General features: G+C 58.2%; 19 protein-coding genes. 3 read left to right on the forward strand and 16 right to left on the reverse strand.

Features of this window, described 5'->3' with window-relative positions; genetic code table 11:
• Window positions 1-24: 24 nt before the first annotated feature.
• The 4 genes from PBDP_RS26200 to PBDP_RS26215 are packed head-to-tail and all read right to left on the reverse strand — an operon-like array spanning window position 25 to window position 6,968.
• A complete protein-coding gene (locus tag PBDP_RS26200; protein ID WP_109756311.1) occupies window positions 25-978 on the reverse strand; it encodes a PD-(D/E)XK motif protein in 954 nt (317 codons plus the stop codon).
• Complete coding sequence (locus PBDP_RS26205) at window positions 971-3,289, reverse strand: Z1 domain-containing protein (protein ID WP_109756312.1); 2,319 nt, start codon at window positions 3,287-3,289, stop codon at window positions 971-973. The genes PBDP_RS26200 and PBDP_RS26205 overlap by 8 nt, the downstream gene beginning before the upstream one ends.
• On the reverse strand, window positions 3,289-5,307 hold the full coding sequence (locus tag PBDP_RS26210; protein WP_249411823.1) for an ATP-binding protein: 2,019 nt from the start codon (window positions 5,305-5,307) through the stop codon (window positions 3,289-3,291). The genes PBDP_RS26205 and PBDP_RS26210 overlap by 1 nt, the downstream gene beginning before the upstream one ends.
• Window positions 5,304-6,968 (reverse strand): DNA cytosine methyltransferase, encoded by a 1,665-nt coding sequence (locus PBDP_RS26215; protein ID WP_212801510.1) that lies wholly within the window; start codon window positions 6,966-6,968, stop codon window positions 5,304-5,306. Before PBDP_RS26215 ends, PBDP_RS26210 begins: the two co-directional genes overlap by 4 nt.
• Before the next feature lie 465 nt (window positions 6,969-7,433).
• On the opposite strand from PBDP_RS26215, the gene PBDP_RS26220 reads away from it, so the two are divergent.
• From PBDP_RS26220 to darG, 3 genes are all read left to right on the forward strand, one after another.
• Window positions 7,434-7,877, forward strand: a complete 444-nt coding sequence (locus tag PBDP_RS26220) for a very short patch repair endonuclease (protein WP_371925656.1) — start codon at window positions 7,434-7,436, stop codon at window positions 7,875-7,877.
• A gap of 334 nt (window positions 7,878-8,211) precedes the next feature.
• Complete coding sequence (locus PBDP_RS26225) at window positions 8,212-8,538, forward strand: restriction endonuclease (RefSeq protein WP_249411824.1); 327 nt, start codon at window positions 8,212-8,214, stop codon at window positions 8,536-8,538.
• A gap of 18 nt (window positions 8,539-8,556) precedes the next feature.
• Window positions 8,557-9,645, forward strand: coding sequence for a type II toxin-antitoxin system antitoxin DNA ADP-ribosyl glycohydrolase DarG (gene darG / locus PBDP_RS26230; protein ID WP_212801511.1), 1,089 nt, complete (start codon window positions 8,557-8,559; stop codon window positions 9,643-9,645).
• Between the two features lie 168 nt (window positions 9,646-9,813).
• Here darG and PBDP_RS26235 read toward each other — a convergent pair whose 3' ends face one another.
• The 12 genes from PBDP_RS26235 to PBDP_RS26290 form a co-directional block, all read right to left on the reverse strand.
• Entirely contained in the window at window positions 9,814-10,638 is an 825-nt protein-coding gene (locus tag PBDP_RS26235; protein ID WP_186651626.1) for a hypothetical protein, read from the reverse strand.
• A 176-nt stretch (window positions 10,639-10,814) separates the two neighbouring features.
• Window positions 10,815-11,228 carry a DUF6088 family protein gene (locus tag PBDP_RS26240; RefSeq protein WP_186651627.1) on the reverse strand — a complete coding sequence of 138 codons (414 nt, stop codon included), beginning with the start codon at window positions 11,226-11,228 and terminating at the stop codon, window positions 10,815-10,817.
• A 106-nt stretch (window positions 11,229-11,334) separates the two neighbouring features.
• Entirely contained in the window at window positions 11,335-11,694 is a 360-nt protein-coding gene (locus PBDP_RS26245; RefSeq protein ID WP_212801512.1) for a DUF6124 family protein, read from the reverse strand.
• A 719-nt stretch (window positions 11,695-12,413) separates the two neighbouring features.
• Window positions 12,414-12,773 (reverse strand): DUF6124 family protein, encoded by a 360-nt coding sequence (locus PBDP_RS26250; protein WP_212801513.1) that lies wholly within the window; start codon window positions 12,771-12,773, stop codon window positions 12,414-12,416.
• Window positions 12,774-13,369: 596 nt separating this feature from the next.
• Entirely contained in the window at window positions 13,370-14,644 is a 1,275-nt protein-coding gene (locus tag PBDP_RS26255; protein ID WP_212801514.1) for a glycoside hydrolase family 68 protein, read from the reverse strand.
• A gap of 611 nt (window positions 14,645-15,255) precedes the next feature.
• Window positions 15,256-16,260: a hypothetical protein gene (locus PBDP_RS26260; RefSeq protein WP_109756317.1), complete on the reverse strand. Its 1,005-nt coding sequence runs from the start codon at window positions 16,258-16,260 to the stop codon at window positions 15,256-15,258.
• 225 nt (window positions 16,261-16,485) lie between these two features.
• Window positions 16,486-17,898, reverse strand: coding sequence for an aldehyde dehydrogenase family protein (locus PBDP_RS26265; protein WP_212801515.1), 1,413 nt, complete (start codon window positions 17,896-17,898; stop codon window positions 16,486-16,488).
• Window positions 17,895-18,953, reverse strand: a complete 1,059-nt coding sequence (locus tag PBDP_RS26270) for a homoserine dehydrogenase (RefSeq protein WP_212801516.1) — start codon at window positions 18,951-18,953, stop codon at window positions 17,895-17,897. The genes PBDP_RS26265 and PBDP_RS26270 overlap by 4 nt, the downstream gene beginning before the upstream one ends.
• A gap of 514 nt (window positions 18,954-19,467) precedes the next feature.
• A complete protein-coding gene (locus tag PBDP_RS26275; RefSeq protein ID WP_109756321.1) occupies window positions 19,468-19,905 on the reverse strand; it encodes an Lrp/AsnC family transcriptional regulator in 438 nt (145 codons plus the stop codon).
• A 12-nt stretch (window positions 19,906-19,917) separates the two neighbouring features.
• Complete coding sequence (gene thrC / locus PBDP_RS26280) at window positions 19,918-21,297, reverse strand: threonine synthase (RefSeq protein WP_109756322.1); 1,380 nt, start codon at window positions 21,295-21,297, stop codon at window positions 19,918-19,920.
• A gap of 16 nt (window positions 21,298-21,313) precedes the next feature.
• Window positions 21,314-22,204: a LysR substrate-binding domain-containing protein gene (locus PBDP_RS26285; RefSeq protein ID WP_109756323.1), complete on the reverse strand. Its 891-nt coding sequence runs from the start codon at window positions 22,202-22,204 to the stop codon at window positions 21,314-21,316.
• Between the two features lie 57 nt (window positions 22,205-22,261).
• Window positions 22,262-23,692, reverse strand: a complete 1,431-nt coding sequence (locus tag PBDP_RS26290) for an amino acid permease (RefSeq protein WP_212801517.1) — start codon at window positions 23,690-23,692, stop codon at window positions 22,262-22,264.
• Between the last annotated feature and the right edge of the window lie 108 nt (window positions 23,693-23,800).

Below are 23,800 nucleotides of genomic sequence, written 5' to 3' on the forward strand. Positions count from 1 at the left end.
CAGCTCAGATTGTGCGGTGACGCGTTAGGCGGTTAGAAGAACTTCCTTGACTTCCGATACGTCTAGCGACGGCAGGCTGCCGACATTGACACTGTACCTAATGCCTGTCACACCGAGTGGCGGGATGTAGTCATCTGGGAGCCTGGGGAAGTTGCCGGCAACTTCGAAGACATGGACATAGCGGAATGTGAACCGTAGGAGGGCACCTGTCTGTCGTAGGCCCTCGTGCCAGCCGAGTTGTGCTAGGCGTGAATCGAAAACATCCAGCGCACGCCCATCGGATACCAACTTCTCACGAATTTCATCGACGCGGTCTGCCAGCGTTTCTTCGCCGCCAAGACTGCGCTCCAGCATGACGCTGACAAACAGGAGGCGCTTGCTGGCGGGTGCCTTCAGCTGATCGAAACGGGAGATTTCGTGCTTCGGTTCCGATCGCGTGGTGGTCTTCACTTCGACGTGGACGCCCTGTCCGACGAAATCATGACGTTCGCTTTCAGGGCCGCTCCAAAGGTGGCTGACGCGCGGGCCGATGGTCGGGAGCAGCACGTTGGACAGCACCCAGAGTTCGCCGAAAAGACCGATCTGCTCGGCCGCGCTCAGGTCAGGCGCGAGCGGGCGCAATGCCGCACGCATGTCGTCGATGATGCGTTCAACCGAGATAGCAGGATCGCGGCCTTCAATGTGGATAGCGTGGAGGACCTTGTTGCCTACCAGCGTAAGCAGTTCTTCATGGTGGCTTCGTGCGGAAACGTCCAGCCAAATCTGTCCGCCTTCCAGGATGCGGACCTGAAGGCTCTGCAGGTCCGGCGGCAGGTTTTGCGGGGCGACATCGATGGCTAGCAGCAGGTGCAGGCGTCCGTCGTTTGACACTCCGATCAGCGCTGCGTCCAGGTCTTCGGCCACCTGCTCGTAGATATCCTCGTGCGAAAGTCGCTGCTCGCGCAGACTTGCCCAGCGGTCTTGCGTGATCTCAACCATTGCGTACCCCACGGTTCACGACGAGCCGTTGTTCGCCGTCCGCAGTGCGGGGCAGCGAAAGCGCGAGGCCCAGCACTGCCTGTGTTGGCGCACGAAGCGGTTCGGGATCCAGGGGATAGAGCAGGACCAGGCCCTGCTGCGCGGGGCGGTCCTCGCGCATTGCCCGTGCATTGAAGCCTGAGCCAGAGCGGTAGTTCTCCGGTCCGCCATGCAGGTCGGCACCTTCATGGCGTGGATCGATCAGGATGCCGATCGACTCGTTGGCCTGCAACGAACGTCGAACAAGGCCGAAAGGCCTTCCACCCAGGAGTACCTGTCGTTCCCGCTGCGGGTTGGCTACGAACACGGTCCAGTTCGTCAGCTCTCCCGCTTCGGCTCGCTCCAGGATCCAGTCGGCAATCTCCGCGCCCTGAAATGCAATGCTGTTCGGGTGCCCCTCATAACGCCTTAGGAACAGTGCGATGTCCTCGGCCGGCACATCGTGTGCTATGGCGCCACCGTGTGCATCCTGTGTCGGGGGGTGCTGTCGTAACAGGGCGGACGCCAAGTCCAAGTTTCGTTCCAGCAGTTCCCGGTCCTGCATGGGAAACAGGATCGTCTGCGGGTTTTCGCCAGACCATGACCGTGCATCATCCGTTTGCATCCTGCTCTTGTTCTTGCTGGTGAGCAGGAGCTTTGAATGGGCGCGCATCCGGATGGCCATCTGGTCAGGCCTGCGGCCGGCCTTGTTTAGTGCCGTGATGGAGTCACGCAGGGATTCTTCGACCAGCGCCAGCTCCACAAACCACTGAGCGATGCCTTCGGTTGTCCAGATGCGGATCAGGTCTTCATAGCCTGTCCTGAAACCATACCAGCGGGCCATCTGCAGCAGAGCATCCGCCAGTGTTGTGGTGCGCAGGAAGTAGGCGATCGTCAGTCCCTCAAGCGTCAATCCGCGCGACAGCCGATTGCCACCCACTGCAACAAGCTGCCGTCCAGGCTTGGCGTCGTATTCCAGTTCGTCGCCCGTCGTGCTATTGAGCACAACAACGACTAGGCGGGCCAGGTTCGTCACTGCCTCTTCCAATAGAACCTCTTCGCTGCAAGGCAGATCTACCGGTCCCAGCCCCAAGAGCGTTGAGCGGAACATCTGCTTGAGCACGCCAGGTTCGGCGTTCTCATGATGGAACCAGTTGCGGATCTGTTCCTCGATCGCCCCTCCAATGCGCAACTGGTCCTGCTGGAGATGGGATACGTGCACCAGCATCGTGTTCGGCTTACCCATCTGGCCGCGCTGCAGTCTGATGGCGCCGGCAAGCGCAAAGGTCAGGAGGGCATCGGCGAGCGACTGGGGAAGATCCAGCGGTCCCCGGGCAACAATCGCCTCGCTCCTTTTACGCTGCTGCGGCTTCAGAGCCTTCACATCCGCCGCGTCTACAGGGCGCAGTACATCGCGGCCCTGCGAGCTGACGCCGAAAAGCTCTTCCGTTCCCGTGTAGCCGTCCGGCCGAGGAAGCTGTACGACGAAGTCCTTGGGGAACAGGTCTTCGCCGACCTGGCTGTCACTGGCGTCTGGGTCGATGAGGATGTTGGCGAATGGCGTTGCCGTGTAAGCGATGTATGTGGCCCGCGGAATCTTTCTGAGAATGTCGCGAATCAGGGCGTTGGTCAGTGACGGGGCCGTGTCGTCATCCGGTTCGGTGTCGGTGTCGATACTGGGGTCGCGCCGATTTCCGCGTGTATTGATGGAGGCCTGATCGGCTTCGTCATCGATGAGAAGAACCGGTACATCAGCGAGCCGGCCTTCGAGTTTGCCGAACCACTGGTTGAGCCGTTTCAGAATCGGCGTGATCTTCTTCGCGACGATCAGGACGGTACCGGTCGATGCGAATCCATCGGCCACCTCCGGCTCACGAAAGTCGGAAGCCTCATCGGTCAGCGTGATCCAGTCGACGCCCGTCCCGGCCAGCTCCAGATCCAGGCGCTTCTGCGTCTGGCTCCGCAGTGAATCGTGAATGCCTGAAAGAACGATGATCAGGCGGTAGCCGACATCGGCTGCGCGCGCTGCCACAGCCGTGAAGTTGGCGGTCTTGCCGGACTGAACGTAGCCGACGACCAGACCCCGGCACTGGAATTCCGGGCGACTTACCGGTGTGGTCTTCGAGATGATCCGCAGTGACTCTTCCGCGACCGACGCAATCTGGTGCGGCTTCCATTTGGGCTGGGCCCGCAGATAGGCTTCATGCCGGGACCAGTTGGTCCAGGCGGTTGCATCGGTCCACAGAGCCAGCCTGGGCTTCAGTGTAAGGGGAAGCGGAAGCCGGACCTTCATTAGACCTTGTCCGTCAGCTGGTCCTGGACACCGGCCGTCTCCAATGCGCGAAGGAATTCAGACAGAGCCGTCTTGGCCTCGGCATCCTTATCGATGAGCTGCACGAGCGTCACCAGCGTCGGCATCAGCGGGGTGACCTCGACTTCCTCCCCCTTGAACCCGGTCTTGCGTTGCCATGGCTTGTCGCCGCTGCTGACAAGGCGGATTGAAGTTCTGTCCTTCTTTGCAGTCGGGGTCGGAGCAGGTGCCGCCACGGGAGTGCCTCCCGCTGCTGTCGTTGGAGGCAAGAAGCCGCCTGGCGCTGGTGTGCCGGCCGGCGACACAGTCTTGCCGCCTCCTTTCGGAGTCGACGCAGCTTTTTCCTTCTTGTTGTACCGGAGGCGGGCTGCTGCGCGAGGGGTCTTTAGCAGGTCTCCGAGGGGCTTGGTGATCGCAAAGGGCAGGCGAATGAGCTGCTTGCTGATATCTACCTGCAACTGCTCATCAGCCAGCCTGTCGAAGTCGATTGCGACACGAATCAGCTTGGTGTGCTCATCCTTGGCGAAGAGATCTTCCCAGCCGCCCCATTTGATGAGGCGGTCAAGTCGATAGAAGTACAGGCCCTGAGCATCGTTTGCGCGGCCATTCAGGGAGTGGCGGTCGCGTTCAACGCGTTGCTCCAGCGGCGGCAGATCCTTGATGTATTCGTCGAACTCTTCCTCATGTGGCGTGACGTACGCACGAACATAGAGGACAGGCGTCTTGTCCGGAGAAGCGCCGGGAAGCTCGATGCGATGCTGGTCGTACTCTTTCGTCAGCGGGTGCCCCATGGGGTTGTTGGCACGCAGAACGTCATCGTTCAGCCTGATGACGACCCTCTCGCGCCCGCGCACCTTGCCTTCAAGGTACCGGTGGAAGACCAGTTCGAGGTGCGACTTGATGGCAGCGAGTTCCTGCGCGTAGGGAGAATCTGCCCTGCCTCTCGCAGGCTCCATCGAGGGGCGCATCTGCGTGAGCAGCACGGCCGTGCCCGTCTCGCCGATGTTCACTGCCGAGGCATGCTCGGGAGCTACCGGGTCGCTCAGAAGCGCCCAGCGGCGCGTCTTGGCAAGATGGTCCTTGTCCCAGGTGAGTGTCGTGCTTTCGCTCCCGGCAGCTTTCGATACGACCGTCAGTCGATCAGCCTGGGACCAGGCCGCACCCTTCAGCCCATAGCCGAACTTGCCCAGATCGCCGTCGTCGTATTCACGCTGGTGCCCGATCTTCATGGCGTCGCGCAGACCCGATGGAGTCATGCCCCTACCGTCGTCGCGAATGCACATCCACCGGCCGCCCGCATTGGGATTCGGGAAGGTGATGTCGATCTCCCGTGCGCCATGCGACAGGCTGTTGTCCACCAGATCGGCCACGGCGCTGGGCAGGCTGTGCCCGGCACGTGCCAGGATCTTGAAGAGGCCGAGCGGGTCCGGTGCGGCGTCATCGTCGTCGCGGTAGTTGTCGGTTTCTTTTTGTGACGTCACGGACACTGTTTCTACCTCCTTGAATAGCTGCGGGAAGTGATCCGAGAGCACCGCCTGGCAGTGCTGGCCTTCCTCACCGTACAGCGCAATCATTGCGGATTTGCCGAGCTGGGCACTCTCTCCATGGCACAGGATCGAAGAGCGGGCCGGGTGGTCTGCCGGGATGACAACCCAGGATGCATTGGCCGGGGTGCTCGAGGCGTCAACTACCATCGCGAACAGAACGCCTGGGTCGACGAAACTGTAGAAGGAGCTTTTCGGGCAATCGCCTTCGAATCTCCAATTTTTGTGCTGCCGCTTGAGCCATGAAGCAATCTCAACCACGGTACCTTCGTCTTCGAGACGACGGCAGGTGATTGCGATGGTGTCAGGGTTCTCTGCTGAAGGAAAAACCTTGCCGACGACGTCCCAATCGAAGTTGATGGAACGCTGTTTGGCGCGTTCCTTCCCCTGGCGGCGGTACTCATGAAACATGCCGAGTTCGGAATGAGTAAGCAGTCGGAGAATGGTGAACTTCACTTCCTGCCCTCTGTCGTCTTGATTTGTGATTGCTCCAAATCGAACAATGCCACACGCATGTCTTGTGTCTCCGGTGCCCCCAGGCACTCCCGCATCCCACGAGCGATAGCATAGGCGAATAGTGGTGGCACGGCGTTGCCAATCTGCTTGAATGCCGGGTTCATCGATCCTTTGAAAACGAAGCCGTCAGGGAATGACTGGAGCCGCGCAGCCTCACGGACGGTGATGGTGCGTGCTTGTTTCGAGTCGAAGTGGATGTGGGAGTAAGAGTCCTTGCCGAGGTGCGCCATCAGCGTACGTACAGGGGCATCGGGGCGGAGCTTCCACCACTTGTTCGGAAACTTCCCCGGGTCATACGGGATGCGCCAGGACGTAATGTATGTGCTGACGTCTGCGTTTCTCGGGTCGGTGGGCAAACCGAGTCTCCTGCGGTCGGCAAGCCAGTTCGCAATTTTCTGCTCTACATAGGCATGCACCTGCGGGTACTCCCAGCCAGGCTGAATCTCGGCGAAGATCTTGTAGTCGCGCGGCAGATACCGAAAAACATGGCCAGTCGTAGACTTGGTCGTAAATCCGTGCCACTCCCGCATCAGGCGCGAATAGGCAGTCGTCGGCTTTTTTGCTGTGTACTCGACAGGTTCTGACGGGTCTTTCGCCCCGCGACGAATGGCACCCGAGCGAAGCATTTCTTCGGCGTACAGGTGCGGCAGATCTGCCAGCGCATCAGAGGCCGATGTGGCCGCGGGAGAGTCGGGAGCTGGATCGGGAATCCAGCGGTGGTGCGCAGAGCCTTCGGCTTTGATAACTCGCCTCGCAGCATTCTTGGAACTGGTGTAGCCAGATGGCAGAACCAAGTGGTGCGTTGGCACCGGAAACTTTGGCTTGATGCCGGTCGAACGATGGAAGCCTACCAGAATCATGCGTTCCCGCATCTGCGGAACCCCGTACCAGACGGAATTCAGCAGTGTGTAGGCTACGTCGTAGCCTTCTTCGGCAAGGCTTTTGGAAACGAGCTCGGCAACATTGGTGCCGCCATGATTGAGGATGTCTGGCACGTTCTCCATCAGCAGCGCAACAGGCTTCGTCGCCCGGATGAATGCGACGTAGCGCTCCCACAGGCTGACCCGTCCATCCACCAGGAAGGCTTCGTCTGCAGTCACCTCTTCGCGCAGGCGGGCCTGCTCGCGGAGCTTAGCCCGGCCTACACGGGCGAACGCCTGACAGGGTGGCCCGCCGACGAGGACATCGATCTGATGGTCCGTGGCGCCCTGCAGTCCGAGATCGCCGAAGACGGTTTCTGCGGTTTCGGCTACCGCATCGCGCGGGGCGTGGTGCGCTTCCTTGTCCCCCCCGACCGAGCGCGAGCCGAAGTTGGCTCCGTGCGACTTTGCAGCCCACGGGTCCATTTCGATCGATGCGACCGGTGTAAATCCGGCGGTCAGGAAGCCAAGGGATATGCCGCCACAGCCTGCGAACATGTCCATGTAGCGGATTTCGCCGCCTTCCTGAATACGCTGCAGCTTGCTGCGGATCAGCTCGTCGTCTGAGGTAGAGGCGCGGGAATTATTACCAGTCGAGGGGGACAGGTCTGCAGCCGAGATAATGGGCTCTTCGTAGGTATTGCTGGGCTGCGATTTGCGCAGCTCGGTTTGGATGGACATCCGGTATCTCTCATAGGGAACATGCGCCAAGACCACCTGCACGGAGCGCAGAAGGGCGGCCGCTCAGGCCTGCTCATACCACGCGGCGCAGCCCGGTTTGACGAATCGTCAACCGGGCGCAAAATGCTACATCGTGTGAGAGTGTAATGAAAATGCCGCGAGGTGTCGCCTGCGCAGGTTGCGTGAACCTTCATAATTAGCCAGCCTCAACCGGCGAAAGAATGCCCTTAGCCTCAAGGTTTCACGGGCAAAGGGGTCCGTCTCGACCTAAACGACGATATCTAATGCTTACCATTGCCTGATGTGGCAAAGCCTTCGCCCAGCCCCGGGACCTACGAAGAAATCCACGATTTGAATTGGCTCGCAAAGCGGAAAAGTTTTCCCAAGGAGGTATCCTGCGATAGGGGCAAGCTCATCTGGGGGTTGTTCATGGACATAGTCAGCAGAGAAGTCAGGTCTCGAATGATGGCGGGCATCCGCGGCAGCGATACATTGCCAGAGATGAAGGTCAGGAAGCTGCTTCATCGGCAAGGCTTCAGGTATCGCCTGCATCAGCGAAATCTTCCAGGCAAACCCGATGTCGTACTCCCTCGTCACCGTGTCTGCATCTTCGTTCATGGTTGCTTCTGGCACAGGCATCCGGGCTGCAGATACGCCACGATCCCAAAGACCCGTGAGGACTTTTGGCAGACGAAATTCGATCAGAACGTGAAGCGTGACATCAGGAACAGAGATGAACTGCTCAGGTCAGGCTGGCGAGTGATCGAGCTCTGGGAGTGCGGAATACGCGGACCGGAAGGGGGGATGAACTGGCTTCTGGAAACGATCCCGGATTGCACCCAAAAATACGTCTCCTGGCCCAATTTCTCCGACCTGCTCGTCCCCAGCGATCAGCCCACAGTAATCTGAGCCTGTCGGCTTTCAGCACTCGATTTCCAAGCACTCCAAAAGACTCTTCAAAGCAGTCTGGCGCGGATGGCGCGCAACGATCAACAGCAACTCTTCACCTGCCATGGTTAACGTTTTCACGGCGGTTTGCTTGAAAGGTTCAATCCCGATGGCTTAAAGGGGGCAGAGCTCAAATTGCACCGTCCATCGGAATCCAAATCAAGCAGCGTTCCAACTGGTATGCCAAGCAAGTTGACCAATAAATTATTAACCAGAAAAAACAGATAGATACCGACTTGTTTCAAATTACCCCGGCGCCAGCCGCAATGACCTACAGAGGGTCGGGGCTCTGGCGATGCCGGCATCGACGGCATTATCTCGCTCGACAAGTTGGGACTCGATAAGGTTTACGTGCAAGCCAAGCGGTGGCAAAACACAGTGGGCCGCCCCTGAGCTGCAGGCGTTCTACGGTGCGCTCGCCGGGCAAAAAGCCAAACGCGGCGTTTTCATCACAACATCTGGTTTCACCGCTCATGCGATCAACTTCGCTAAATCGGTAGAAGGCATCGCGTTGGTGGACGGCATGCGGCTGGTGCACCTGATGATGGATCACGAGGTGGGCGTTACATCACGACTCTTGCGGCTGCCAACGTTGGATCGCGATTATTTCGATGAAGAATGAGCTGCCGAGGTATTTCCAATGATCCGCTTTACCCAAGGCAACCTTCTAGAAGCCAAAACCGAAGCCCTCGTCAACACGGTGAATACCGTGGGTGTGATGGGTAAAGGTATCGCGCTGATGTTCAAAGAGCGCTTCACTGAGAATTACCGCCTGTACTTGGCTGCCTGCAAGGCTGGCGAAGTGGAGACGGGCAAGGTTCACGTGACGGCGGTCAGCGAACTGGAGGGGTCACGCTGGATAGTGAACTTCCCGACTAAACGTCACTGGCGCTCACCTTCGCAGATGGCATGGATAACCGAAGGTTTGCACGACCTACGTCGCTTTCTGATCGAAAACGATGTGAAGTCCGTGGCGGTTCCACCGCTAGGGGCTGGCAACGGTGGTTTGAAGTGGCCAGAGGTTCGCGAGCAGATTGTTGAAGTCTTGAGCGATCTGGATGTCGACGTGCTGGTGTTCGAGCCTTCCAACCAGTATCTGAACGTCGCCAAGCGTAACGGTGTGGAAAAGCTCACGCCTGCTCGTGCACTGATAGCCGAACTGGTTCGTCGCTATTGGGTTTTGGGTATGGAATGCAGCCTGCTTGAGATTCAGAAGCTGGCCTGGTTCCTCGAGCGCGCCATCGAAAAGCTGCCAAACACCGAAAACCCTCTGAATCTTCAGTTTGTTGCTCATAAGTACGGGCCGTATGCCAACCGGTTGGAGCATCTGCTCAATAACCTGGATGGCAGTTATCTGCATTGTGACAAGCGCATCAGTGATGCGGGTATCAGTGATGTGATCTGGTTTGACGAGGGGCGCAAAGCCTTTCTGCAGAGCTATCTCCAAACAGAGGCCAAGGAGTACGTGCAAGCCTTGGAGCGCACTGCTGAGTTGATCGATGGCTTTGAGTCGCCCTTCGGTATGGAGTTGTTGGCGACGGTTGATTGGATGCTGAGTCAGGAAGGAGTTGCTCCGACCGTACCTGCCGTGCGAGAGGCGTTGAAGCACTGGGATGGTGGAGCGGGTGCTGCGACTCGTAAAAGCAAGCTGTTCGATGATCAAACGCTTGAGATTGCGCTCAAACGGCTTACTTCCAGTAGTTTCAGGTTTGAAGTGTTGACCTGCTAGAGGACCAGCCTTTGCGGACTGGTAACGGCCCGCCCTATCGACGAGCAATTTGGCAGATAGTGCAAGAGATGCTTGCACTGGAAACGCTACCGAGCCCTGAAACCTACCACAACAATATCCAAGCTCAACTCGAGCGGCTCCTCAATACCCGGAAAGTTGTGGCAACTCTTATTCATCAAGCACTGAAAAATCAAGACCAATGATGATCTCAGCTATATCAATTTCTTCCGCCTCACAGAAACACTTCAGATCGTTCCATATAGACCACGAGGACTCCAGCTGTGAAACCCCCACCATGGGGACTCCAAAGTCGTTTGTACCATTTTCAAAAGTGAATCCATGACTATCCAACACCGAAATAAGCTCTCTGATTGTTTGAGCGGACTGCCCCGTTGCAAGCTTAACCTCCACTACTGAAATTTCAATTGTCAATGGCACCCGACACTCTTCACCGCGCTTTACAATTACCAAAAAAAGCTCTCTGGCTGAGAGTGGGATTTTTTTGATCCTTTTTGCTATCCCCTCTACGTCCTTAAGTACGTATTCTAATTCTGCCTTCGAATGCTGCCAGCCCAAAGTCCGGTTGAGTTTTTTAAGATTTGCGGCTAGAACCATGTCAGCTAGATTTGTTTGATCGGAGATCTGCTCCAACATTAAACCCACAACATCGGAAAACCTTTTTTCATGTTCCGCTTTAAATCGTTTCATTTTGGCAGTTGGGAATTGATCTACGTCATTTGTTTCAATGTGATGATCGTAGCACATCAATGTCAAATTAGAGGCGTGCCTGCGTTGCTCGTTGGTCTGATCAGCATTGAAACGCTCACCTCCAGGCTCTGCCGCTTCGATATGGCAAATTTGAGCGACAAAAATACCTTTCGCATTGAAAAGCACTTTATTACAGCCGCTAAAGGAACAACGATTCCCCGACTTAAGATACAGTTCACGCAACGTGTTACGTGTTGGAGGAAGTCGCTTCGGTATTTCTTTCATTTTTTATACCAGTAACTTTATTAAAATCAAAGCCACCAAACTTGTAGGCGGCACTCATAAAACCTTTGACTTTCAAATTAAGACCAACCACCCCAACTACCACCATCTCCGTTAGCAAATTGCTCAACACCACTATGCGTGCCCAATATCTGCCAGCACCGCATCGATTAACACTATCAGCTCAAACGTAATGATTTTTCAAAGCAAACGTAACGGTCGCCAAAACCGAGCTTTCGGTTGATGCGCCTTGAGCCTGTGTCAAAAACGATACCGGCGGGTAACTGCAAGCTGTCGCCGACATTGTATTCCTGCACTGCGCGCCCAGCCGTGACCTTTATACCGAGCTTCTGCAGAACCAGAGGCGCCAGGACTTCGAGTGGGCGAGCTGGGATCGGCTTACCCGTTAGAATACTAGGCTTTGCCTTCGCGAAAACACCCACGCCGAGCTTGACCAACACACCTTTGGCAATCAGATAACGCAATGCCCGGGATACCTGTGCGGGACTGCCGAAGCCGGAAAACTCGGAGCGCAGAAACACACCCTCCTTTCGCCGGGAGATCGACCTTTTAAGCCGCTGTTGGATAACCATGGCCCACCTCAAGAATCTAACAGCTCATCGCTCCGAGGTTTCGACTACAAAAAAGGCCTTGCTGAGCAAGACCTTTCTTCATACCTGGGGTAAGCGCGGCCCCCTGTTACCTCACCTCAATAATATCCAAAGCCCGATTCGCCAGCAGTTCACTCACCTCAATAACCTGCAAAATACCCAACGCAAAATGTCGTCGTGATCCCTCAAGACCAAACGCCAAATCACTGATCATGGCATTCGCCGAAGCCAGGTTCTCACTGAGATTGGCCAGCAGACATTCCGAATCAACATCAGGTGCGATACGGAAAATGGTGTTGGGCTTGTCAGACGTTTCCTCCTTCGGCGTAGGCTTCAGGTAGTAATCCAACGCCCGGTTGGCAGCGGCATCAAGCTTATTGTTACGAGAAGACTGAGCGCGAGACACATGCTCATCTGCAGTCGGAGGGTTCGGTGTAATTTTGACCATAGCCTTAACTCTCTTTGGTGAGGCCACGACCCTCTCGCTGCTAAACGAGTGGGTGGCAGCTGTGCGCGGGTTAGCAGACCGACGAGTTAAGAAATCGGCGCGCCCGAGGGCGCCCCACGCACAGCCACCATCAAGTGCAGGGATGGGAATACCTGACTGATGAAGCTTGATGCGACTCAACTCGACGGGCTGCTAAACCCGATCACTGATGGGCAGTGACAGGATCAAAACTACCGACGCGGCCAAGGGCGCACAAGCCGGCGGATTCTGGCGTAGTTGTAGGCAATGGCGCAAGGCAACGTCAGCCGCCCCCAAGATTCAATCGCAAGAATAAACAACGCGCCTCCAACGCATCCAAACAAGCCACCACCCGTTGAGAGGATCAGCCGTAAGTCTTGAACTCATTATGATCGCGAGAAGCAACTGCATCAGTTTGGGCGGATAAAGAGCTGTTCGTTGCCGACCTGCGCTTCTTGCAAAGCACACTGCGGCAAGCGCCATCGACAATAGCGATTTAATAAACCAGTCCGCATAGTTACCGGCCTAGGGCGCTGCCGTGGTCATGGTCTACATTAGCGATTAAATGAAATTCACAGCCAAAATTGAGCGACGAACCCTCGGTACTCCCATACCTGACGCCCACTGCCGCAAGCTCTCATAAAAAAAGGCCTTGCTGAGCAAGACCTTTTTTCCTCTCAAAGCGCGAATGCCTCGCCCTTCTACCTCACCTCAACAATATCCAAAGCCCGATTAGCCAACAGTCCACTCACCTCAATCACCTGCAAAATCCCCATCGCAACACGCCGTCGCGAACCCTCAAGGTCAAACGCCAGATCATTGATCATGGCATTGGCCGCAGCCAGGTTTTCACTGAGATTGGCAAGCAGGCATTCCGAATCAACATCCGGTGCGATACGGAAGATGGTGTTGGGTTTGTCAGACGTTTCGCTCTTCGGCGTAGGCTTCAGGTAGTAATCCAACGCCCGGTTGGCAGCATCATCAAGCTTATTGTTACGAGCAGACTGAGCGCGAGATACATGCTCATCTGCAGTCGGAGGGTTCGGTGTAATTTTTGCCATCGACTTAGGTTCCTTAAGTGATGCTGCAGCCACCTCGCGACTAAACGAGAGGGCGGCAGCTGTGCGCAGGTTAGTCGACCGGTGAACCTAAGAATCCCGGCGCGCCCGGGGGCGCCCTGCGCACAGCCACCATCAATACAGGAACAGCACAGCCTGTCCGACGGGGACTTGATACGCCTTAGGTTGAGACGGGCGACTAAACCCGATCACTGATGCTCAGTGACAGGACTCAAACTACCGACGCCCTCCAAGACGCACAAGCCGGCGGATTCTGGCGTAGTTGTAGGCAATGGCGCAAGGCGATGTCGGTCGTGGCTAGCCTCGTGGAGTCACGATAAACAGCGGGCCGGAATGTTGCTGATGCACCGCTATCGCGAGCAAGCTCGCTCCCACAGAGGAGCTTGTGTACATACGTCGCTGGGGAACGCATTCGCGACCGGCTGCATCCTTGCAGCCAGTCGCGAAGAGGGTTACGACTCATTGTTCAATGGGGCTTGCGAGCAACATCGCAATGAATCAGGCGGGATATCTCGATCATACCCCCAACGGTTTTGTCATCGACCGCAAACCCGCTGCCTGAAACCCCTGCGTCGCTATTACTTGAGCGTGACGTCGAGCATCGGCGGGATGTAACCGTAGTCGTACTCGGCCACCACGAAGGTCTGCTGCCCTTTTATTTTCATGCCCACCGTTGGAGCCTCAGTGCCACCCACACGAATCTGCGTGCCGGTTTCGTCGGTCGGTACGCTGTCGATGAAGGAGGTCACCAGGCCGTTTGGCATTACATAGTGCGAGTAGGTCTGGAATGGCTGGGAGGACGGGTTGCCCAGTACCAGGCCGGAACCGTTCAGCGGCACGTAAGGGCCGAACAGCGAGTCCGCGACGAAACCGTACACGCCGTCCGGCCCGGTCACGCCGTCGGCGTAGGTGAAGGTATGGCTGATCGTGAACAGGTAGTACTTGCCATCCTGGAACACGAAGTGCGGGCGCTCGGTCTGGTCGTTTACCCCCACGGCGGTCAGCAGTGGCGGCAACATTTCCCAGTCGTCACCGTCCGCGTCGCGGGCCACGGCGATGCCGACACAGGCGGTCTGGTAGCGCGAGTTGCCGACATCTTCATAACCCGGTGGCACATCGCCGATTTCTGCCTCTCCCACTTTGTGCGAGCCGCGCTCACCGGCCACGTTACCCTCGAACAGCATGTAGAGCTTGCCGTCTTTCGGGTCGCGGAAAGGCCATGGGTCGCGGAAACCCCAGAACGCGTTTTGTGCTTCGGTCTGGTACATGTTGCCGTCGGCCTCGAACAGCGGCTTGACCTTCTCGAAGCCGACCATGCTGACACCGTGTTCAGTGGTCACCACCCGACCGCGCACCTTGACGATGGTCGCGCCCGGAGTGACGGCGGTGTAATACAGGTCCACTTCACCGCGGTCGTTCAACAGGATCGGCGTACCGGCCCATTCGCGAGCGGTCGGCGAAACGCCTTCGGCCATCACACGGCCACCGAATTCCCAGTTCTTGCCGGTACGCGAGAACCAGTAGTACATCTTTGCCCGACCGTGACGGTCGTTCCAATCGCGAAGGATGTCGTAGTTGCCGTCCTCGTCGAGGTACTGCGGGTCGTTTGGATGACGATCGGCCGTCAGGGTGAAGATCACCGACCAGCCATCGACGGACGTTACGTTACCGTCCAAGTCGCGCAGGGGCATGGTGTCCCAGATAAACACGTCGTTGTTCAATACCGGGAAATCCGCGCTGACCAGCGGCTGAGTGGTGGTGGGGTCATCCGCCCGGACTTTCAACGCATCAGCGCGGGTCCAAAGGCTGGGTTGATGGGGGGTTGCACCGAATTTTTCAGGGTTGGTTTTCATGAGTTATTGCCTCGTCCATGAATGGATTCAAATAAATGACGCTTTAGAAATACTGTATGCACATACAGTGAAGCCACCTTATAGAGGCTCATGCATGCGGGTCAAGCAAAAAAATGCATTTGTGCATATTTTGGTTTTTTATTGAAGCTGATACGTTTCAGCCATGAGCGTTTGCAGAAGTTTATTCATGAGGAGATCGCCGACGTTGGCTGCACGCTCGGCGCACGGAACGTTACTCGGTGGAAAGCGCGCGTAACGGGGCAACGGGCGGAAGCAGTGCATAGAAGGATGGGCAACTGAGCTGCGCGTTTTGCGCAAAGGCCAATGCAAGGTGGGGAGCCACATGGGGGTTTAGATTTGTCGCCGTCGGCGGCATGAAGGGAAACGGGACGTGGTGAGCTGCTTGCGAGGGGGTTGGTCAGCGGTTCTGATGTTGACTGGTATAGCGCTATCGCGAGCAAGCTCGCACACAGTGGGGGGTGTGAAATGCCTGTTATGGCGGCGGGTCTGTTGTTTTGACTTCGAACGCTCAGTCACTCAATCCTGGCGTGAGCGCGGCTCTGGATTTCACATCAACCGCGGCTCTTTCGGCGGACGGGGTCAGGCTCGGTCTAGGCAATCGCGCAAACAAAACTCCTGGCGCGGCCGGCTTCAACACCCATCACGCCTATGGGTGTTTCATCGATGGCTTGGAGTCGAACCAAGTTCATGCCATCACGTCGGTAAACTGAACTGCCCTCCGAATCAGCGTGAACCACATACCCTCCGTGCTTTACACCCAAACGCTGTCTATTGAGAGTAATACTGGCCGAGACCAGGATATGAAAATCCAGGACGTTGTTCTTATGCAGAACCGTCGCGCCAACAAAGTGCTCTGCGCATATTTCCAAAGCGAGTTGCAGCCCATGGATAGCAGGGGTTTCTCGATAACTGCCCGGCATGAATATCTTATCGAACCATAACTCCGTCCCAAACATTTCTTCCAGCCCATCATTCCCGATATTGGGGTAGCGCTTATGCTGATAAAAAACGTTTCCATCCCAAATGATGAAGCCTGTATTCCTGACGATTCCGTCGCTGGCTTTTGGACCTCTTGATTCCATTTCGGCGATCACCGCTTTCGTAGTCCTTGCATAATCGCCATAAATCCCTTTGTTCATGCGGTCAGTCGGTGGTATTTCGTTCACCACCGCATCCATTTCCACATGATATTTTCTCTTATTGATGTTTCTGGCCTGCCCCAGAGATTTCAACTCCCCCGTTTCCCTTTTCAACATCCTGAAATCTGGCCGCATCATTGATTTGGACCAAAGCGTCGTGCCTGGGACCAGTATCAGCCTTGGGTTTCTCTTTGAAACATCCACCAATGCAGCCCGGATGATTTCTTTTTCTTCTTCCGAAAGGAACGAGGCAGGTTTTTCCTTGGAAAAGAGGTACTCGGGGGCAACGACCAGACAGTAATCCAGTTGATGCTGATCGACATTTTTGGCGAAAGCTGTTTTCGCCAAGTACTCCAAGGCCCCAATTCTATGCTGTATGCAGACAAGGCTATTATTGATCGGGATTCGTAATCTGCGTGTATCGAAGTCCCAGACCACCACCAGCATGTTCGGCATCCTTTCCTCCCGCCTGGCTGCTGAGCGGTGCCGCAAGCCGGGTTGGCCGCATTCGTGTGAGAAGGCACTTGGCGCATATTCCAGGAAAATTCAGCTTAGATGAGCCAGGACGATTTGGCCGACAGCCCCAGAAAAATATTTGTGAAGTGCAAGAGTCGAGGCCATTTGGGATGCAAAAAAAATCGGGCAGGTGACCAACCTGCCCGATGCCAACGACCTGACCCATCAACCCAACGTATTCAGGCACACCACCTTCGGCTGGGTCATTTCCTCATACGCAAACCGCACCCCTTCCCTGCCCAAACTCCCGTATTTCGACCCGCCAAACGGCATCGCATCAAAGCGAAAATCCGACGAGTCATTGATCATCACGCCTCCCGCTTCGATCCGTCGTGCAGCGCTCATCGCAGTGCTGAGGTCGTTGGTGAAAATCCCGGCGTGAAGCGCATATTCCGGTTCGTTAGCCAACGCGATGGCCTCATCAAACGTCTCGAACGGCTGCAACACCACCACAGGCGCGAAGGCTTCATTGCGCCAGAGTCGGCTGGTGTGGTCGACGTTTTCCAGGACGGTGGCGGCGTAGCAGGTGCCTTGGCGGCGGTGGCCGCAGAGTAAGGTGGCGCCTTGTTGCAGGGCTTCGTTGACGACCTGTTCAGCGTTCTGCGCGGCCTGTTGGGTGATCATCGGGCCAATGTCGGTGCTGGCGAGCAGTGGGTTGCCGACGACGAGGGCTTGGGCCTGGTTGACGAAGCGCTCGCGGAAGGCGGCGTAGATCGGGGCGTGGATGAGCAGGCGTTGGGTGCCGATGCAGTTTTGCCCGGCGGCCCAGAAGGCGCCGGAGACGCAGCTTTCGACGGCGGCGTCGAGGTTGCAGTCGGCCATGACGATGACGGGGGCGTTGCCGCCGAGGTCCATGGCGAGTTTTTTCAGGCCGGCGCTGCGGGCGATTTGTTCGCCGGTGACGAAGCCGCCGGTGAAAGAGATCATCCGCACGTCGCGGGCGGCGACCAGGGCTTTGCCCAGTTCGGCGCCGCCGGTGGCGACGGTGACCACGGTTTGTGGCAGGCCGGCGGCGACCAGGTACGAGACCAGTTTGAGCGCCGACAACGGTGCCAGCTCGGACGGTTTGAGGATCACCGCGTTGCCGCCGGCGATGGCCGGGCCGAGTTTGTGGGCGACCAGGTTCAGCGGATCGTTGTAGGGGGTGATCGCGACGATCAGGCCCAGGGGTTCGCGGGTGAACCAGCCCTGGCGTGATTCGGCGCCTTCGTAGGCATCGAACGGCACGATTTCGCCGGCGTTGCGCTTGGCTTCTTCGGCGGAGAGCTTGAGGGTGTTGACGCAGCGTTTGACTTCTTTTTCGGCCTGTTTGAGGGTCTTGCCGGCTTCGTCGACGATCAGGCGGGCGAAGGCTTTGGCGTCGCGCTCGATGTTCAAGGCAGCCTGTTCGAGGATGCTTGCGCGGCGATGACGCGGCAGTGCGGCGCAGGCTTGTACGCCGCTGCGTCCGGTCTCGAGCAGGTGTGGGACTTCTGAGGCGCAAACGTCCGCAACGGTGCCGACGACGCTGCCGTCAAATGGGTTGAGGACTTCGATGTGCGGTTCGACGACCGCCAGGGCCAGGCGCGATACGTTCACAGGTTGTGCTCCTGTTTGCGGGTTGCCGATTGGTGGATGTGGATGATGTCCGAGAGCAATGCGAAGGCGGTTTCGGTGCGGCCTGCGCCCGGACCGGAGACGGTGACGGCACCGAGCAGTTCGCTGGTGAAGGACACGGCGTTGGTGGCGCCGCTGATGCTCGCCAGTGGGTGGTCGTTGCTCAGCAGGCGCGGTTCGACGCTGGCGCTGATGGAGCCGTCGGCATTGCGGGTGGCGGCGCCGATGAGTTTCCAACGTGCGCCGTTTTGTCGGGCTTTTTCGATGTCGTCGAGGCTGAGGGAAGAAATGCCGCGGCAGGTGACGTCGTTGACGGTGAGTTTGGCGTCGAGCAGTTCGTTGGCGAGGATCACCACTTTGAGGCGCACGTCATGGCCTTCGACGTCTGCCGTGGGGTCGGCTTCGGCGTAGCCCAGGGCTTGGGCCTGGCTGACGGCTTCGGCGAACCCGAGGCCGCCTTCCATGCAAGTGAGGACGAAGTTGGAGGTGCCGTTGAGGATGCCTTCGAAACCGCTGATCGAGCTGCCGGCCAGGGATTGCTTGGCGAGGCGAATGACCGGGGTGCCGCTCATCACTGAGCCTTCGTATTCGAAGGCGACGTTGTTGCGCCGGGCCAGGGCTTTGAGCTCGGCGCCATGCAGGGCGATGGGGCCTTTGTTGGTGGTAACCACGTGTTTGCCGCGCTCCAGGGCCCAGCGGCAGAACGAAGTGGCGGGCTCGCCGTCCACCGGGTTGGTGAAGGTGGCTTCGGCGATGATGTCGGCGCCGCAGTCTTTGATCACGGCTTCGTTGAGGGCGTCGACGGTGCCGCCGGGCAGTTGTGACATGGCGCCTTTGACGGCCGGTAGTTTGGCCAGTGAGGCGGCGTCGAGGCCGTGGCGGTCCATCACCGAACCGAGGAACAGATCGGTGACGCCGACGATTTTCAGGGTGAAGCCGAGTTCGGTTTTCCAGCTTTCGTTACGCTCGGCGATGAGCTGAGCCAATGCCCGATTCACACCGCCGAAGCCGACCAGCGCCAGTTTGTATTCAGTCATTTTTGTTATGTCCTTGATCCGGGTGATGAGGTTGTTGGGATCTAGGTTAGGGGGGTGGGCTGGGCAGTGAAATATGCCAATTTGCTCTATTTTTTGGGCGTTTTGACCAGGGAGGTGGGCGAAGCGGCAGGCATGGAAAAAAGCCAACAGTTTGGCTGACATCTCAGTCTAGTGAGATTGATTTGTGGCGAGGGGATTTATCCCCGTTGGGCTGCGAAGCAGCCCCGAAACCATCCGGCACGGTGTGTCAGGTTGATTGAGTTCGATCTGCTTGGGGCTGCTGCGCAGCCCAGCGGGGATAAATCCCCTCGCCACAGGGTTTGGGGTGGCTGGAGCATCTGCGGGCACCCTCAGCGGCGGCAAGCATGCTGGGCCCACTGGCAGGACACATGACCCTGTGGGAGCGGGCTTGCTCGCGAAGGCGGCGGCACAGTCAACATTGATGTTGCTTGACACACCGCCTTCGCGAGCAAGCCCGCTCCCACAGGATTTACACTTTAGGCAGGCTGCGTGCCTAAACCACCGACGACAACACAAACGACGTCACCGTGTTCTCCACCCCAGGCAACGCAGATATCTCCTTCCACACCTTATGCACCCGCTCCGGATTCGCCGCCCCCACCCGCAGCATCAAATCAAACTCGCCACTCATCACATCGCACTGCTGCACTTCCGGCATCGCGCGCAGGGCTTGCAACACTTCCGCGCCGCGCATGCGGTCGTAGCGGTAGACGAAGATCACGGCGTTGATGTTCGAAGATGCTTGCCCGCCCTCGCCGGTGCGTACGGTGTAGCCCTGGATCGCGCCATCGCGTTCGAGGCGTTCGATGCGTTGGCGCACGGCGTTGCGTGAGAGGTTGACCTTGGCCGCTAGTTCGGCGTGGGCGGCCCGGGCGTTGAGGCGTAGTTCGGCGATGATGCGTTCGTCGAGGGGGTCGAGAATTCGCTTCACGGGAGCCTCCTGTTATAGAGCAGCGAGCAGTTGTTGGAGGGCACCGAGGTCGTCCGGCTGGATGCGATGGATCTGCGCCGGGCGATGGTCGGACATGGGACGCGGTTGCGGCGCAATGTTGATCCCCAACTCACCGAGCAGCACCGCCGATTTGGCCGGTGAAATCTCGCCCAAAGTCACCATCGGCGCCACCAGGCTGCGGCGGTACAAGCGCGCCGCGAGCACGCCCGTGGCGGTATGCGGATCGATGACATAACCGGTGTCGCGATACAGCGAAGTGATTTCCTCCAAGGTCTGTTCATCCGTGACCGCGTAGGAGTCGATGATCATCCGCGCCTGCAGCCAGAACTCGTTGGCGATGGTCATCTCGCCAGTGGTTTCGAAGGTTGCCATCAGCGCGCTCACGGCCTGGTCGTCGTGGCCGTAGAGCTCCCAGAGAAACCGCTCCAGGTTGGAAAAGATCGACAGGTCCATGGCTGGCGACAAGGTCTTGTTGGCGCGCAAGCGGGAGTAGTGGTTCTTCAGGAACAACTGGTGCAGCGCGTCATTCTGGTTGGTCGCGACGATCATCTGCGTGATCGGCAAGCCCATTTTCTGCGCGATGTAGCCGGCGTAGACCTCGGCAAAACTCGCCGCCGGCACGCTGAAACCAATCGGGCGCTGACCGCCGCCCAGTTGCAGCACGGCGTGGAAGTAAAACACCAGCTGCGCCATGACGCTGACCCAGTTGCTGGAGTTGAAACTGATCGCCTCGCGCCCGGTGCACGGCCACTGCCGGAACAAGCGGGTGACGAGGGTCTGGCATTCGTCGAAGCTGCCATTGACGGCGAACTGATGAACCCGCGGATGGGCCGCCGCTTGCAGGTGCTGGCGTTGTTCTTGCGGCACGCCAGCCTCCGGGTAAATCACCACCACGTCGGTTTCATCGCAGTGCTTGAAGGCTTCGATGGCGGCCAACCCGGTGTCGCCGTTGGTGGCGCCGATCACCACGGCGCGGCGCTGGCGTTTGCGCAGGAAGTACTGCACCAGCCGCGCCTGCAACTGCGCGGCAAAATCCTTCGAAGAATGGGTCGGGCCATGGAACAGTTCCAGGACCCATTCGTTGCGATCCACCTGGTGCAACGGCGCCAGGGAGCGATGGCTGAACGGGCTGCCGGCGTCCTTGAGCACGCGCTTGAAGTCGGCCTCGGGGATCGCCTCGCCCACGAACGGACGCATCACTCGATAGGCCAGTTCGTCATAGGCCAGGGTCGACCAATTGGCGATGTCCTGGGGTTCGAACTGCGGCAGTTCAAGCGGGACGAACAGCCCGCCGTCTTCAGCGATGCCCGACAACACGACCTTTTCGAAATCGACCTGCACGGCTGCATTCCGGGTACTTACATAGCGCATGGTTGGCTCCGGCCATTTATTTAAAACGATGTGCCTGCTCGACCAGCCAGGTGGAAAACATCACCGCGTCGGGGTGCTGGTCGGCCCCGGAACTGCGTACCAGGTAGAACGACTCGCTGGCTTCGATGCGCTGGGTGAAGGGCTCGACCAGGCGCCCTTCTTCAAGCAGGTCAGCCACCATCGACGAGCGAGCCAGGGCAATGCCCTGCCCCAGTTCGGCCATGCGCAAGGTGCAAACCAGCGTGTCGAACTGCATGCCGGTCGAAGAATCGACGCCGTCCGCGCCGACCATGTTCAACCAATAGCCCCAACCTTCTTCGTAACCCAGCACGTGCAGCAGCGGATGCTTGGCTACGTCCGCCGGCACCTGCAGTGGCGAACGCGCCATCAGTTCTGGCGAGCACACTGGAAACAAGGTGTCCCAGGTCAGGCGCTGCGACACCAGGCCGGGCCATTGACCGTGGCCCCAGCGGATTTCCATGTCGTCTTCGCCATCCAACTCCTTGACCCAGATGTTGCTGATGTAGCGGATATCAACCTGCGGATGGGCCTGGCGAAAACTCACCAACTTGGGCGCCAGCCAGTGCACGAAAAACGCCAGGCTGCCGCGCACCTTGATCGGTCGGCGTTTGTGCTGACCGAAAATCTCGTTGGTGCCGACCGCCAGCCGGGTGATCGCATCCTGCACCACCGGCAGGTAGGCCTGGCCTTCTTCGGTCAAGCCCAAGCCACGGGGCAAGCGCTTGAACAGCGCCACTCCCAGATGACTCTCCAATTGACGGATCTGCTGGCTGACCGCGCCTTGGGTCAAGCACAACTCTTCGGCCGCGTGGGTGAAGTTCAGGCAACGGGCAGACACCTCGAATGCCCGCAGCCAGTTCAATGGGGGTAACGGCTTTTGCTTCATGATCGGACCTCGCTGACACCCCTTCCACCGAGCGCACCGGCCACGCCTCAGCGCTGGCTAGAACGCGTCGGACGGCTGTGCCAAGGGGGCGACCGACAAGCGTTGCTCGCGGCTTTTGCGGGTAATGAAATACACGAAATAGCACCAGGCAATGAAGGGCAAGCCGAAGTACAGGGCCACCCGCTGTTCAGGATCGAACGCGATCCCGACACACGCCAGGCTGCAGCATACCAGCGCCCCCAGCGGCACCCACGGATAACCGCGGACGCGGAACTTGAGGTTGCGAATGTCACCGCCGTTGGCTACGTAGTGGCGGCGGAAGGCAATCTGGCTGGCGGCAATGCTCATCCACACCACCACCACGGCCAGGCCGGAGATCGACACCAGCGCCAGGTAGATGGTGTCGGCGGCAAACACGCTGCTGAGCAACGAAGCGGCGCCACCGGCCATGCTCACGATGATCGCGTTGAGCGGCGTGCCCATGCGGGTCAGGGCCGAGAACTGCTTGGGCAGGTGCCCTTGGTCACTGAGGGTCCAGAGCATCCGCGAGGCGGCGTACAAACCGGAGTTGGCCGCCGAGAGCAAGGCGCTGATGATCACGAAGTTCATGATGTCGGCTGAGTACGGAATGCCGATGTAGGTGAAGACGGTGACGAAGGGGCTCTCTACCAGACCGGCCTGGTCGCGGGGCAACAAGGTCGCCAGGACAAAAATGGTCCCGACGAAAAACACCGCCAGGCGCAGCACGGTGGTGCGAATGGCGCGCGGCACATTGCGTTGCGGGTCTTTGGTTTCACCGGCGGCGATGCCGATCAGTTCCGTGCCGGAGAACGCGAAGGCGACCGCCAGTAGCGTCATTGCAATGGGCATGAAACCGGTGGGAAACAGCCCTTCGCGAGTGAAGTTGCTCAGCCCGATGCTGTGCGCCTGGTCGATGTTCAACAGGCCGAGAATCGCACCGCCGCCAATCAGCAGGAACACCACCACCGTGACCACTTTGATCAACGATAGCCAGAACTCGGTCTCGGCAAACAAACGCACCGAGATCACGTTGGTGAGGAACACCACGCCTGCGAACAACGCACTCCAGATCCACACGGGCGTGTCCGGAAACCAGCGCGTCATCAAGATACCGGCGGCGGTGAATTCAGAACCGATTGCCACGGTCCAGGTCAGCCAGTACAGCCAGGCCACGGTGTAGCCGGTGCCCGGGCCGAGAAACCGTGTGGCGTAGGTGCTGAACGAACCGGTTTCCGGCATCTGCACCGCCAGTTCCCCCAGGCACATCATCACCATGTAGACCATGAGTGCGCCGATGATGTAGGCGATCACCGCGCCCAAGGGGCCGGCCTGGTTGACGGTGTAGCCGGAGGTCAGGAACAGCCCGGTACCGATGACGCCACCCAAGGCCAGCATGACGATATGGCGCGTCTGCATTTCCTGTTTAAAACCGGCACGCGTGTCGAGGTGTTGTTCTTTTATGGACATGGTTGTTCTCATGAAAGTTGTTAGGGCGCGCGTTAACGTCCGCGACAAGTTACTGGGCAGAGTAAAAGTGCGTCACCACTAAGTTTTATTATTATTCCTATTCATGAA

Origin of the sequence: Pseudomonas sp. St290 (assembly GCF_018325805.1) — a bacterium.
GTDB classification, from domain to species: domain Bacteria; phylum Pseudomonadota; class Gammaproteobacteria; order Pseudomonadales; family Pseudomonadaceae; genus Aquipseudomonas; species Aquipseudomonas bijieensis.